Here is a 13772-nt window from a genome sequence, read left to right on the forward strand (position 1 = left end):
GGACAACTGCGGCCACGGGGCTGCATTTACGTTTGTTTCGTGGCAGAAGGCTTGACCTGTTCGCAGGCTCAGGGACTTATGGCGACATGGCGAAACCGAAAAGCTCCAGATCGAAACCTTCCAAGCCGGCCCCGAAGCGGCCCGCGCTTTATGACCCTGCTCTGGCATGGCTGCGCAAGCACGTCCTGAGGGCGGTTCTGGTGTTGTTGGCCGCTGTGCTGGCGATTGTGGTACTGTATAAGTTCATCAACCCGCCAACAACGATCACGATGATCAGCGAAGGCCGTCGCTTGGGCGGGGTCGATCACGAATGGACCTCGATGGACGATATCGCCCCCGTCGTGGCGCGGTCTGTCGTGGCTGCCGAAGATGCCAATTTCTGCCGCCATTGGGGCTTTGACATGGGCGCGATCCGCAAGGTGATCGACGAAGGCTCCTCGCGCGGGGCCTCGACCATCAGCCAGCAGACCGCCAAGAACGTCTTCCTCTGGCAGGGCCGATCATGGCCGCGCAAGGCGCTGGAAGCAGCCCTGACGCCCGCCATCGAATTCATCTGGAACAAGCGCCGGATTCTCGAGGTCTATCTGAATGTGGCGGAGTTCGACGAAGGCGTCTTCGGCATCAATGCCGCCGCCTTCCGCTATTTCCGCACCACGCCAGACAAGCTGACCGCCCGTCAGGCCGCCCTACTGGCCGCCGTGCTGCCCAACCCCAAAGAACGCAATGCCGCACGACCCTCGGCCTTTGTGTCGCGTCGCGCCAATGCCATCATGGACGGGGCCGCCACGATCAAACGCGACGGTCGCGCAAGCTGCTTTGAACGCTGATCAGATACGGGCCATCTGCACCTGAAGCACATTGCATTGCTGGGTGCGGAAAGCCGCCGCGCAGGCCTCAAGGTAATAGTGCCAGCCACGCAGGAACTCCTGCCCATAGCCCAGCTCTGCGGCCTTGGTCGTGCGCGCCTTCAGCCGTTCGGACCAGAGGCGGCAGGTCTGGGCGTAATCCTCGCCAAAGGCAAAGACCTCCTGCACCTTCATGCCTGCTTTGGCCGCCTGTTCGCGGATCTTGCCATCCGACAGTAGCATGCCCCCCGGAAAGGCATATTGGCGGATGTAATCCGAGCTGGCCTGATATTTCGGGAAATAGGCATCGGAGACGGTGATCGCCTGAATCATCGCACGCCCCCCGTCGTTCAGACGGTCACGGATGGTGCCGAAATAGATGGGCCAGTATTTCTCGCCCACGGCTTCGATCATCTCGATCGAGACGATATTGTCGAAGCGCCCCTCGGTCTTGCGGTAATCCTGCAGCTTGATGTCTGCGCGCCCGTCCAGACGCGCATCGGCATAGCCTTTCTGCGAGGGCGAGATGGTGATGCCCGTCACATGACGTCCGCTCTCGGCAGCGCGTTCGGCAAAATGCCCCCAGCCACAGCCGATCTCGAGCACGCTCTCGCCGCCGCCCAATCCTTGCAGGATGCGGTCCAGCTTACGGTTCTGGGCGCGGGCCAGATCGCTGTCGTCGGCGGTAAACAGCGCCGAGGAATAGCTCATGCCCTCATCCAGCCAGAGCTGGTAGAATTCATTGCCCACATCGTAATGGGCACGGATATTGCGCGAGGCCCCCTTCACCGAGTTGGCCCGCACGATCCGGTCGATCAGCCGGAACTTGAGGTTCTGCCATGGGCTGGCAAAGGCATAATGTTCCAGCGCGTTGAAATTCAGCAGAGCCACCGTCAGCAGGTTCTCGATAGAGCCGGTGTCCCAAAGCCCCGCGACATAGGTCTCGCCCAGACCGATATCTCCGCGCGAGGCAATCGCCGCCACCACGGACCAGTCATGCAGCACAAGGTCTGCCTCCGGCGCGCCCTGACCGAAGCGGTGGATGTCGCCTTCGGGGGTGCGCAGAGTCAGACTGCCTTGGGTGATCGCCTGACAGCTATCCAGAAAGTCACGGCGCAAACGGTTCGAGAGAAAGGGCATCATCGGCTCAGGTCTTCCTTTGGTGGGGCGGGTCTATCGCGATAGCGCGCGCCTTTCAGTTTCAGTCGCAGCGCCTGCCAATAGATCAGCGCCATGATGCGTACGGGCGCCCAAGGGCGACGCAGCACCGCCTGGAGGATGCGGCGGTTGGTCAGGGCCATGCGCGGGGCGCGATAGGTGGCAATCAGCCCCTCGCCGCCATTGCGGAAATCAATCCGGATCACCGCATGCTTGGCCGTGATCGCATATTGAAAATGATAGCCCCCACCGATGTCCTGAAAAGGGGAAACATGGAAGATCTTGCGCGCTTCCAGCACATGATCCGGCAGAATGGGCGAAAAATCATCATGTGCACAAAGATAGTTATGTCTGTCACCAAAGGTGTTGTTGACCTCGGCAATCACTGCCAGCAGCGTTTCTTCGCGAAAGGCCATCCAGAAGCAGACCGGATTGAAGGCCCGCCCGAGGACGCGCGGCTGCGCCATCAACCGCAGGCTATACCCTCCTGTCAGCCCCGCGCGGGTCAGCATCCGCCGCGCCCAAGCGGCCCCCTCGCCCGCCCCGCGGATACCGCCGTGATCACGGTCGAAAAACGCGAAAAGATTGAGCCGGTTATGAGAGAAGAAGGACGGTCCGGTCGGGTGTTCGGGGTCGAGACACAGGTAGTCGACCGGATAGCGGAAGCGATGATCAATGGCCCCGCGGCGCACATGCACCGTTTCGCCGGGAAGATAGTCGATCATGCCACCGCCCCGAAACCATCCATCTGCGACGCATCGGCCAGGGGCAGAAGCCTCCGCGCAATCCGCATGGCCGATGCGATGCCATCCTCGTGGAACCCGTGCCGCAACCAAGCGCCAGCAAACCACGTATTGCGCGCGCCCTGCCGTGCGGCAATGCCTGCCTGCGCCCGTAGGGCGGCGCGGTCAAACACCGGATGCGCGAATGTGGCGCTGTCATAGACCCTGCGCTCGTCGAGTTCGAATTGCGGATTGAGGCTAACAAAAAGCGGATCCTCCTCGGGGATCTGCTGCAAACGGTTCATCCAGTAGCTGACCCCCAATCTGGTCTCTGCCTGCCGGTGATCGGCCTGATAGACCCAAGACGACCAGCAGGCACGGCGCTTGGGCATGGCCACAGGATCCGCGTGCAGCACCATCTCGTTCGGACGATAGCGGATGGCCGACAGAAGCGCCTGCTCTTCCGGATCGGCATCCGCCAGAAGGCGCAGCGCCTGATCCGAATGGCAGGCCATCACCACATGATCGAAAGTTTCCGGCAGCGCCCCTGCACAGCTGACCGTCACCCCACCTGCGTGACGCTTGACCGAAGCAACACCGCTTTGAAGGCGCAGCGCGACACCGCGCTGCCGCAAGGCCTGTTCAAGGCGTGCGACATATTGTGCGGATCCTCCTTTCACCGTCCACCACTGGTGCTGACCGGCGGCCGAAAGCAATGCGTGGTTTTCGAAGAACCGGATCAGAGAGCGCGCCGGAAACATGCCGATTTCCTGTGACGGCGTCGACCAGATCGCCCCCGAGATCGGCAGAAGATAATAGTCGCGGAACCATTGTCCGAGCCCCATTTGCGCGATCAGTTCGTCCACCGTCAGGTCATCGCGCATCGCGACCTCTGCCGCCCGCGCGTTGAAGGCCAGAATATCGCGCACCATCCGCAGGAAACCGGGCCGCAGGAGATTGCGCCGTTGCGCTGTCAGGCCACGCAGATCACGCAGCGCATATTCGATCCTGCCGGCGTCGATCGTGGCACCGAAACTCATGTCGGACCGGATCACCGGCACCTCAAGATCGTGAAAAAGACGCGTCAGGTGCGGGTAGTTGGCATAGTTGAAAACGATAAACCCGGTATCAACCGGCTGTTGCCCCGAGCGCCCCGCAAACACGGTGCGCGCATGCCCGCCCAACCGCGCCTCGGCCTCATACAGGGTGACATCATAGCGCGGGTTGAGCATCCACGCCGCCGACAGGCCCGAGATCCCGCCCCCGATAATAGCGATACGCGGCCTTATCTGGGGATTCGCAGATACATCTAAAGACATGGGGGCTCCGGTCTGTTGCAGCTTCGCGAGAAGATACGTTTCATGAACCACGGAAGTTTCAGCCCCGTCGCATTTTTCTTTTGAAAATTTTTATGGCCGGAAGAAGCCCCTGCAGACAATACTTTATCAAATTTACTTATCTTTGATCAACCTGAGCGTGCTTTGTAAGTATTTCATCAACCTATAATGCAAATGATGACGTTACGGAATGAATGCTTGGGAGAGACACTATGGACAGCCAAGTTGAGACCTCAGTAGCGATAGACCCTTCCGGCACAGGCTCCCCCAATCTGGGCGGCCTCGTCGGGCTTTTCCAAGCCGAGCTCGGCCATACGGGCGAGGCACAGTTTACAATGGGCACCTATTTCACGGTGCCGACCGCCGTCAGCATCGACTATCCGGATGCCATCCAGATCGAACAGCCGATCGTGATCGACGATCTTGCCGAAGCACCGATCAGTGCAGCGGAAATGATGTTGATGATGGAAGCGGGCGACGAATTCTATACCGCCGATTACGCGGCCCTGCTGGAAGATGGCGGGGATAGTCTTGTGGACGGGCACAGCTATGCTGCGGGCGCGGAAGAGGCCCTACAGGATGCCGATGCGCTGGGGTTCGACTGGGCGGCAGGCGCCGTGGCCGACGATACGACCGCAGAGCCGAGCTATGTGGATATGGAAAGTGCGGCCTATACCATGCCGGATTATGCTGATGCACCGGCCCATTACGAAGAAGCTGCCCTGGATTTCGAAAGCATGGACAGCTTCATCTTTTTCGAACACGAAGGTTAAGGGGCTGGCGTTACAGCCCCTTACGCAGCCGGTCAAAGCCGGAAAGCTCTTCGATCAGACCGGCCATCTGGCTGATCGGAATCATATTCGGCCCGTCCGAAGGTGCATTATCGGGGTCCTGATGGGTTTCTATGAACAGGGCCGCAACGCCGACGGCACAGGCCGCGCGGGCCAGAACCGGCGCGAATTCCCGCTGCCCGCCCGAGGTCGTGCCTTGCCCGCCCGGCTGCTGCACCGAATGGGTGGCATCGAAGACCACCGGATAACCGGTGCGCGCCATGATCGGCAGACCGCGGAAGTCGGTCACCAGCGTGTTATAACCAAAAGACGTTCCACGGTCGCAAAGCAGAATGCGTTCGTTCCCCGTGGACGCGACTTTCTTGGCGACATTCTCCATCTCCCAAGGGGCAAGGAACTGCCCCTTTTTCACATTCACCGCGCGACCGGTTTCGCCCGCCGCCAGAAGCAGATCGGTCTGACGGCACAGGAAGGCAGGGATTTGCAGCACGTCCACGGCCTCGCCTACCGGCTGGCACTGGCGTGCATCATGCACATCGGTGATCACAGGACAGCCGAATTCGTCGCGGATCTTGGACAGGATGCTCAGCCCCTCGTCCATGCCGATACCGCGCTGGGTGCTGATCGACGACCGGTTCGCCTTGTCATAACTGCCCTTGAAGACGAATTTCGTGCCGGTTTTGGCACAGGCTTCCGCAATCTTTTCCGCCATCATCCGGCTATGATCGAGGCTTTCCAGCTGACAGGGCCCCGCGATCAGCGCAAAAGGAGTATTCCCGCCAATCTGGATATCACCGATGGTGACGATTTTTTCTACGCTCATCATTCGTCCCTTCCGACCAATGGCTTACATCACGCCGCCGCGCAGGAAGTCATGCACATGCAGAACCCCCACCGGCTTTTCATCCTCGACCACCAGAAGCACCGAGATCTTCTTCTGATTTAGGATCGCCAGCCCCTCGGCTGCAAGAGTGTCGGGCGCAATCGTGACCGGCGACCGGTTGGCCACCTTCGCCGCATCGGACTGCATCAGCCCGTCCATATTGCGCCGCAAATCCCCGTCCGAGATCACGCCGAACAATTTGCCATCTTTCATCACGATCGCAATACCGAAGCCCTTCGCGCTCATCTCGACAAGCACGTCCGACATCGGGGCCGTCCAGTCGACGAACGGCAAAGAGGCACCGCTATGCATCATTTCCGACACGCGGCGCATCTGCGCGCCCAGCTTGCCGCCCGGATGGAAAATGCCGAAATCGGTATCCTTGAAACCGCGCACTTCCATCAGTGCCACGGCCAGCGCATCCCCCAAGGCCAGCGTCAGCGTGGTCGAGGTGGTGGGGGCCATACCCATCGGGCAAGCCTCGGGCAGCTTCGGCAATGTCAGCTTGTAATCCGCCGCCCGCATCAACGTACTGTCGGGGTTCGACGAAATCGCGATCAGCGGGATCGAGAACCGTTGGGTATGATAGATCATATCGCGCAGTTCCGACGTCTCGCCGGAATTCGAGATCAGCAGGCAGATATCGGCCTCGGTGACCATGCCCAGATCCCCGTGGCTTGCCTCGGCGGCATGCACGAAAAACGAGGGCGTGCCGGTCGAGGCCAGAGTTGCGGCGATCTTGCGCCCGATATGCCCCGATTTCCCGATCCCGCAGACGATCACCCGCCCCTCAACCTGCATGATCCGTTCCAGCGCAGGCACGAAATCGGCGGGCATCGCGTCGCAGAGATGGCGCAGAGCATCGGCTTCGATTGTCAGAACCTGCCGTGCAGCCGCAAGGATTTCGGATGCGCTTTTGAGTTGGGCCATCGGGCACTCCGCAGTCAGTTTCGCGCCGTTCCTACCACGCAGCTTGACCGATAGCCACATACCAAAGCGCAACACCCCTGCGCACGGCGCCATAAAGAACGGCTCACCTTTTGGCGCGTAAGCTTCGGCAACGCATTCCGGCATGTGAGGACCCCGATGACCGATAGTTCCGCCAATCTCGACCTGCCTTTTATCCAGGCATCCCAAGCACAAAAACATGTCACCCATAACGAAGCCATCGATATTCTGGATACGCTGGTGCAACTGTCTGTCCAAAGCAGAACAACCGCGACCCCACCCGCGACCCCGTCCGCCGGTCACCGCTACATCCTGCCGCAAGGGGCCGCAGGCGCATGGGCGGGCCATGACGGGGCGGTGGTGCAATGGGGCGGCGAGGCATGGCGCATCTACCCGCCCAAGACCGGCTGGCAGGCCTATATCGCGGATGAAGCGCAATCGGTTATCTGGACCGGCACTCACTGGGCGGGGCTGCTTTCCGGCGCACTCGAAGTCGAGCGTCTGGGGGTGAATAGCGCGGCCGACGAGACCAATCGTCTGGCCGTTGCCTCGGACGCAACGCTGCTGACCCATGCGGGCACCAGCCACCAGTTGAAGATCAACAAGGCCCTGCCCGAGAACACCGCCAGCCTGGTGTTCCAGACCGGCTGGTCGGGCCGCGCCGAGATGGGATGCGCAGGCAATGACGCTTTCGCCGTCAAGGTCAGTGCCGATGGCGCAAGCTGGACCACGGCCCTGTCGCTCAGCGCGGCCACCGGCCTTGCCATGATGCCGCAAGGAGCCGAAATCAACGGCCCGCTCAGCGGCACGGCCATTCTGGGCAGCGTGTCACAGACGGCGGGGGCGCTGTTCGAACGCGGTGAAACAGGTGACGGGGCCTATTTCAAACTGGCCAACGGCGTCCTGCTCTGCCTGTCGCCGGATCTTGCCGTAGGCGCCATCTCGACTGCGGCTGGCAGCCTATTCCAGTCGGCAGCCCTTGTCTGGACCTTCCCTGCCGCCTTTGCCGCCCCTCCTACGGTCACAGGGGCCTTGGGCATTGCGGGCACATGGATGGGGAACGGCCCCACCGCCGCCACGAATTGCAGTGTCACCGCATTGTCATACCAATCGGTTACAGATGGGGGTGCAATCAGAATAACGGCCCTCGGCCGCTGGTTTTAAGCACCTATTCCTTTTTGACTACCGCTCCGGGCCTTCGGAGCGGTTTTTCTTTTGGGCCGATGCTTCCGGCCCGTTGCCCATTTTTTAATCACATCGTCCCTGCAAGAACCGGAGCAATGGGGGTGGATGCTGGACCTCTGCCGCTTGCCTGCCCTAGGATCATGAGGAACAACGGTTTTTCCTGCCATCTTCCGGAGCACCACCCGCGTATGTCCAAGCCCACCGGTTCCCTAAGCGCCCGCCTCGCCGAGCTTCTTGCGCAAGTCTATCCCGATTTCGATCCCGATATCATGGCAAGTCAGGTGATCGATGCGTTCTGGCCCGAGGGCACACATCGGCGCAAACGCCCCCGTGTGCCGGGAAACAATCTGTGGACACAGGCGGATGCGGTTCTGATCACCTATGGCGATTCCATCACCGACGGGTCGCACAAGCCGCTGGATCTGCTCAACGACTTCCTGCTGAGCTACATGAAGGGCGTGGTGAACGGCGTCCATATCCTGCCCTTTTTTCCCTATACCTCGGATGACGGTTTTGCGGTGACCGATTATCGCAAGGTGAATTCGGCCTTGGGCGACTGGCCCGATATCAGCCGGATCGGGGCCGAATTCCACCTGATGTCGGATCTGGTGCTCAACCATGTGTCCAGTCAGGGCGTGTGGTTCAATGCCTACCGGCAGGGGCAGCCGCCATTCGACAGGTTCTTCTTTGAAGCCCGCCCCTCGGATGACCTCAGCCAAGTGACCCGCCCGCGCACCACGCCGCTTCTGCAACCCGTGGATACGCCCGAGGGCAAGCGCTATGTCTGGTGCACCTTCAGCCATGATCAGGTCGATCTGGATTTCCGCAACCCCGAGGTCCTGCTGGAGATCCTGCGCATCATCCGCCTGCATGTGGATGCGGGCGTGCAGATCCTGCGGCTGGATGCGGTGGCCTTCCTGTGGAAGGAGGTCGGCACCAATTGTATCCACCTGCCGCAGACCCATGCGATTATCCAGCTGATGCGGCTTTTGTGCGACTATGCCGCCGAGAACGTCATCCTGCTGACCGAAACCAACGTCCCCAAGGCCGAGAACCTCAGCTATTTCGGCGACCGTGACGAGGCGCATGCCGTCTATAACTTCCCGCTGCCGCCGCTGATCCTGCATGCGATGATGTCGGGCACCGCGCGCTATCTGCTGGAATGGCAGCGCACCATGCCGCCCGCACCCTTGGGCTGCGCCTATCTCAATTTCACCGCCAGCCATGACGGTATCGGCATGCGCCCTGCCGAAGGGGTGCTACCCGAGACCGAGAAGGCAAAGGTCATCGACACGATCCGCGAGATTGGCGGCCTTGTCTCCATGCGCTCGCTTCCCGATGGCACCGAAAGCCCCTACGAGCTGAATTGCGGCTTCTTCGATGCGATGAGCCGCACCTTCAAGGGCGAGGACGACCTGCATATCCGCCGCTTCCTGTGTTCGCAGACCATCGTGATGTCGCTGGAGGGGATCCCTGCGTTCTACATTCATTCTCTTCTGGCAACGCCGAATGATATCGAGGCCGTCGAGCGGCGCGGCATGAACCGCGCCATCAACCGCCACAAGTGGTTCTACCCCGAATTGCGCGCCAAGCTGGCCGATCATGAAACCAATCAAAGCCGCGTGCTGGCCGCGCTGTCCGAACGCCTGCGCCTGCGGGCCCGTCAGCCTGCACTGCACCCGAATGCGACGCAGTTCACCCTGCATCTCGATCCCCGTTTGTTCGGCATCTGGCGGCAGTCGCTGGATCGGGCACAATCGATCTTTGCCATCCATAATGTCAGCGACGAAGAGGTCACGGTGAATGCCAGCGACCTCAATCTGATCGACGGGCAGCGCTGGTTCGACATCCTCTCGGGCGAGATCATCGACGGCGGCCCCGAAACCAAGGTCCTCATGGCCCCCTATCAGTGCCGCTGGATCACCAACCGCAGCTGACAGGCAGGCCGGGCCACGCGCCCGGCACTGTCGCGACGTTCCGGCAGGCCCTCAGGCGGGGGCAAACTCCGCCTCGTCCTCGGCCACGGCCCGATGGAAATCGGCGATAAAGTTGGGATCGGCGGCATGGACGCGGTTCCATGTGGGGATGAAGGGGCGCTCTTCGGGATTTTCCAGAAACACCTGCCCAGCGCGCACGATGTTTTCCGCGAAAAGTTCGATCTGCTGCTCTTCGGCATGCCGGTCGACCTTCAGCCCGTTCATCTTGGCATCGTTGTAATAGGCTTCCAACAGATCAAGCGCACGGCGGTAATAGGTGGCCTTGAGCGTGCGGAACGTGTTGTTGGTGAAGACCGTGCCATCGGCGGCCAGTTTGCGATAAAGCGCCTTGCAGATATCGGTGGACATGCGGTTGAGGCCCGCCGTCGCATCCTCGGGGCTGGTTTCCTGATGCTTGTGGTCATAGTCATCGGCAATCTCGACCTGACAGATCATGCCCCTCCCCAGATTGCGCCATGCCTCGGACAGCACGCCGATCTCCAGCCCCCAATCCGAAGGGATACGCAGATCGGGCAGCATCTGCGTGCGCATCGCGAATTCGCCCGACAGGATATACCGGAAGGCCCGCAGGTAATCGAGATAATCGCGGTCCCCCACCACCCGCTTCAGCGCGATCAGGATCGGGCTGACCAGCAGCCGCGTCACCCGCCCGTTCAGCTTGCCGCCCCCGATACGGGCATAATAGCCTTTGGACAGCTGATAGGGGAAGGACGGGTTTGCCACCGGATAGACCAGCCGGTCGAGCATCTCGCGCTGATAGGTCACGATGTCACAATCATGGATCGCCATCACCGCGCTATCGGCACAGCCGATCAGATAGCCGATACAGCCCCAGACATTCTTGCCCTTGCCCGGCTCTTGCGGGGCCAGCCCCAGATGATCCAGCCGCTCATACAGCGCCTTCATCCGCGGGCTGTCATTCCAGATCACGGTAGTCTTCTGCGGCAGCCCCGCAAAGAAACTGCGCGCATGGCGGTATTGTGCCTCATCGGCGCGGTCGAGCCCGATGATCACACGGTTCAGGTAAGACACCTTGGACAGCTCGGCCACGATATTGGCCAGTGCCGGGCCTTCCAGCTCGGAATACAGGCTGGGCAGGATCAGTGAAATCTTGCGGCTCTGTGCATAGGACTCGATCTCATAGACCAGCTCCTCGTTCGAGCGGCTCCGCAGATTATGAAAATGGGTGATGTTCCCGTTTTGTTGGAAATCGGCCATTTAGCCCTCCTCTTTCTCATATTCGGCAAGAATCGCCAGAATGGCGCTGTTCCACCCTTCCGGACCCTGCGCCGAGCTGCGCCTGATCCGTCCGGTCTCTTCTCCTGCAAGGCAGGGCAGCCCCGTGCCATGATCATTGCGGATAATGACCCCGATATCCGCCGCCTCCAGCATCTCGCGGTCATTTGGCGCATCGCCCAGCGCAATCGTCAGATCGGGCTGATAGCGGTCTATCACCGCCTGCATCTGGCCCGCCTTGGTGCCGCCAAAGGACAAGGTCAGATACCGACCGCCCCGCTTTGCCTGAACACCGCCTTGAGACAAAGCGGAAACAAAAGCCGCTTCCTGTTCCTTGCTGCCCGTCCAGACGCCCGGCTCTGAAAAGGCGCGCGCCTTTGCTTGGGCCGCCTGGGCATCGCTCAACCCTGTCGACTGGGCCACTTCGGCCACACTCATATCCCCGAACCCTTTGAAGAGCCTCCGCAGATCCTCGGGCACCGCCTCAAGGGCCGCGCGCAATCGCGCATAAACGGTGCCATCCTTGCGCATCTGGTCAGGCCTCACCAAAGCGGCGCCATTTTCCACGATCATCGGCATATCACCCAGCTCCAGCGCCCGATGCAGCACCGCCATTTCCTGTGCGGTCTTTGAGCTGGCCATAACAATAACCGCGCCCCGCATTTTCAGAGCCGCAATCGCGGGAAGAGCGGCAGCATAGCTATAGGTTTCATGATCCAGCAACGTGCCGTCGAGATCCGTGAAAACCAAAACCCTCATGTGCTACCCTTATGTTTTTTATAAGTGTATCCGCTGAGCGACACAGTTCAATGCATTGACAGGTCATAAAATCTCCGGCCTGACAGAAATTCCAGAATGCCGTTTTTTTACTCAGATGGCACCGTTGTTTTTTGACCGCCCCCACCGTTGGAGCAATTTCAAATGCCGCTTCTATCGCTTTTTCCTCCGGCCGAAGCCCCTCTTTTTCCGCTGGCGGCCAAAGCTGCAAAATTGATAAGGATACTCTCAAAGACCCGAGCATCCGTTCAGGAAGTGGTTCGTCAATGCTGCGAGCCACACCCAAATTGAAACGGTTTGCATACACTTCCCTTACTGGCAGAAGACTCGCTGATCTCCAACTTTACTGTGCAATTTTCTGGGCCTAGCGATTTCCAAAATGGCCACCAGCAACTCCCGTGTGATTTCATCGACAATGTTGAGCATGCGGTAACCGACGTCGCTTGCCTGCGATCTCCTGCATCTCTTTGCGGATCTCGGCACAGTCAGGCGGGCGTTCACGCCGGACTGTCTTTGGATCGACACCTACGACAAGCCTGCAGGCCCGGCGCTGCGAGATGTCATGATCCCGCATCACCCGAACGTCGACTAATTATGGATAGATCGTCCCTATCTATAAATTTACTCGGCTCGGGCATCGACGCCGCACAGTTGTATTGACCCACTGAAATCCTGCTCATGCTACAAAGGAGAACGTGGCAATGAGTATGACAATGGACGACAGCATCAAACGTTGGACGGCCAAGCGGAAGACGGCGCTGGTCATCGAGATCATTCAAGGCAAAACGACGGTGGCCGAAGCCAGCCGATCGTTCGACCTGACGCCTTCCGAGATCGAAGGCTGGGTCGAGGATGCAAAGCGGGGCATGGAGAACTCCCTGCGCGCGAACCCGCTCGACATTCGCGAGCAATACGAGAAGCAGCTGAAGGATCTGCAGGAAGCCTATGGTGAGGCGATGCTGGAACTGCGCGCTCGAAAAAAGCTGCAGGCCCTCATGGTGAGGCAGTAGGCCGCCACTGGTCCGAGGCCACTGCCGAACGGAGGACGGCAATTGATCCGGACGCTCCATGAGGGCCTGCTAGCCGATGGTGTAGCGGTCTCGATCGCCAGGCTCTGCGCCTGGTTCGGCGTGCCACGGCGGACGGTCTATTATACACCGACCAAAGCCGCGCCGAAGATCGATCCTCCCTTCGCCGATCCTATCAAGGCGCTGATCGAACAAGAGCCGTCTTTTGGCTATCGCACGGTCGCGTGGCTGCTTGGCTTCAACAAGAACACGGTGCAGCGGATCTTTCAGCTCAAGGGCTGGCAGGTCCGCAAGCGCGCTGTGGGCATGCGGCCGCGCATCGAGGCGGTGCCCTCCGTCGCCACCGCGCCAAACGAGAGGTGGTCGACGGATCTGGCGCGGGTCTGGACCGGGAAGGACGGTTGGGCGTCTCTGGCGTTGGTCATCGACTGCCACACGCGCGAACTGTTGGGCTGGCACCTGTCTCGCTCAGGAAAGGCTACCACGGCCAGTGCCGCGCTCGAGCACGCCCTGATCAGCCGGTTCGGCACGCTCGGTCGGGTCGATCGGGGATTTCTGCTAAGGTCAGACAACGGGCTCGTTTTTACCAGCCGCCACTTCACAGCTCTGGTTCGTAGCTATGGCCTGCGCCAGGAGGTCATCACGCCGCACTGCCCGCAGCAGAACGGAATGGTCGAGCGCGTGATCCGCACACTCAAGGAGCAGTGCATTCACCGGCACCGCTTCGAGAGCATCCAGCACGCGACCCGCGTCATCGGCGACTGGATCAGCTTTCATAACAACCGCCGCCCTCATCAGGCCCTTGCAATGCGCACGCCTGTCGAGGCATTCAGATCAGCGGCTTAACCTGAGCAGATTCAGCTGG

At 60.4% G+C, this 13772-nt stretch carries 13 protein-coding genes and 1 pseudogene; 6 read left to right on the forward strand and 8 right to left on the reverse strand.

From position 1 onward, the window contains the following. The first annotated feature begins 86 nt into the window (after nucleotides 1–86). Nucleotides 87–827, forward strand: coding sequence for a monofunctional biosynthetic peptidoglycan transglycosylase (gene mtgA, locus WDB88_RS01880; RefSeq protein WP_339108520.1), 741 nt, complete (start codon nucleotides 87–89; stop codon nucleotides 825–827). On the opposite strand, the gene WDB88_RS01885 is transcribed toward mtgA, so the two are convergent. Genes WDB88_RS01885 through WDB88_RS01895 form a run of 3 tightly spaced genes read right to left on the reverse strand, consistent with a single transcriptional unit; the run spans nucleotide 828 to nucleotide 4044 of the window. After that, a complete protein-coding gene (locus WDB88_RS01885; protein WP_339109453.1) occupies nucleotides 828–1985 on the reverse strand; it encodes a cyclopropane-fatty-acyl-phospholipid synthase family protein in 1158 nt (385 codons plus the stop codon). Then, nucleotides 1985–2728: a DUF1365 domain-containing protein gene (locus tag WDB88_RS01890; RefSeq protein WP_339108521.1), complete on the reverse strand. Its 744-nt coding sequence runs from the start codon at nucleotides 2726–2728 to the stop codon at nucleotides 1985–1987. Before WDB88_RS01890 ends, WDB88_RS01885 begins: the two co-directional genes overlap by 1 nt. Beyond that, nucleotides 2725–4044 carry an FAD-dependent oxidoreductase gene (locus WDB88_RS01895; RefSeq protein ID WP_339108522.1) on the reverse strand — a complete coding sequence of 440 codons (1320 nt, stop codon included), beginning with the start codon at nucleotides 4042–4044 and terminating at the stop codon, nucleotides 2725–2727. The genes WDB88_RS01890 and WDB88_RS01895 overlap by 4 nt, the downstream gene beginning before the upstream one ends. Nucleotides 4045–4274: 230 nt before the next feature. On the opposite strand from WDB88_RS01895, the gene WDB88_RS01900 reads away from it, so the two are divergent. Next, nucleotides 4275–4835 carry a hypothetical protein gene (locus WDB88_RS01900; protein WP_339108523.1) on the forward strand — a complete coding sequence of 187 codons (561 nt, stop codon included), beginning with the start codon at nucleotides 4275–4277 and terminating at the stop codon, nucleotides 4833–4835. A 10-nt stretch (nucleotides 4836–4845) separates the two neighbouring features. Here WDB88_RS01900 and kdsA read toward each other — a convergent pair whose 3' ends face one another. Next, complete coding sequence (kdsA, locus tag WDB88_RS01905; protein WP_339109454.1) at nucleotides 4846–5676, reverse strand: 3-deoxy-8-phosphooctulonate synthase; 831 nt, start codon at nucleotides 5674–5676, stop codon at nucleotides 4846–4848. A gap of 24 nt (nucleotides 5677–5700) precedes the next feature. Then, nucleotides 5701–6666 (reverse strand): KpsF/GutQ family sugar-phosphate isomerase, encoded by a 966-nt coding sequence (locus WDB88_RS01910; RefSeq protein ID WP_339108524.1) that lies wholly within the window; start codon nucleotides 6664–6666, stop codon nucleotides 5701–5703. 156 nt (nucleotides 6667–6822) lie between these two features. Between WDB88_RS01910 and WDB88_RS01915 the strand changes: the two genes are divergently transcribed. Both WDB88_RS01915 and WDB88_RS01920 read left to right on the forward strand, forming a co-directional pair. Beyond that, the gene (locus tag WDB88_RS01915) at nucleotides 6823–7848 is read left to right on the forward strand and encodes a DUF2793 domain-containing protein (RefSeq protein WP_339108525.1); all 1026 of its coding nucleotides are present in this window, start codon (nucleotides 6823–6825) and stop codon (nucleotides 7846–7848) included. Nucleotides 7849–8057: 209 nt separating this feature from the next. Further along, nucleotides 8058–9806 carry a sugar phosphorylase gene (locus WDB88_RS01920; protein WP_339108526.1) on the forward strand — a complete coding sequence of 583 codons (1749 nt, stop codon included), beginning with the start codon at nucleotides 8058–8060 and terminating at the stop codon, nucleotides 9804–9806. 51 nt (nucleotides 9807–9857) lie between these two features. Here WDB88_RS01920 and WDB88_RS01925 read toward each other — a convergent pair whose 3' ends face one another. The 3 genes and pseudogenes from WDB88_RS01925 to WDB88_RS01935 form a co-directional block, all read right to left on the reverse strand. Continuing rightward, on the reverse strand, nucleotides 9858–11084 hold the full coding sequence (locus tag WDB88_RS01925; protein WP_339108527.1) for a glycosyl transferase: 1227 nt from the start codon (nucleotides 11082–11084) through the stop codon (nucleotides 9858–9860). Further along, nucleotides 11085–11861 (reverse strand): HAD-IIB family hydrolase, encoded by a 777-nt coding sequence (locus WDB88_RS01930; protein WP_339108528.1) that lies wholly within the window; start codon nucleotides 11859–11861, stop codon nucleotides 11085–11087. Between the two features lie 451 nt (nucleotides 11862–12312). Continuing rightward, a pseudogene (locus tag WDB88_RS01935) lies at nucleotides 12313–12462 on the reverse strand (IS3 family transposase); the annotation flags it as partial. 118 nt (nucleotides 12463–12580) lie between these two features. On the opposite strand from WDB88_RS01935, the gene WDB88_RS01940 reads away from it, so the two are divergent. Continuing rightward, the gene (locus WDB88_RS01940) at nucleotides 12581–12889 is read left to right on the forward strand and encodes a DUF1153 domain-containing protein (RefSeq protein ID WP_339107151.1); all 309 of its coding nucleotides are present in this window, start codon (nucleotides 12581–12583) and stop codon (nucleotides 12887–12889) included. A 42-nt stretch (nucleotides 12890–12931) separates the two neighbouring features. Continuing rightward, nucleotides 12932–13753 (forward strand): IS3 family transposase, encoded by an 822-nt coding sequence (locus WDB88_RS01945; protein WP_339108529.1) that lies wholly within the window; start codon nucleotides 12932–12934, stop codon nucleotides 13751–13753. The last annotated feature ends 19 nt before the right edge of the window (nucleotides 13754–13772 follow it).

The organism is Thioclava sp. GXIMD4216 (assembly GCF_037949285.1).
GTDB classification, from domain to species: domain Bacteria; phylum Pseudomonadota; class Alphaproteobacteria; order Rhodobacterales; family Rhodobacteraceae; genus Thioclava; species Thioclava litoralis.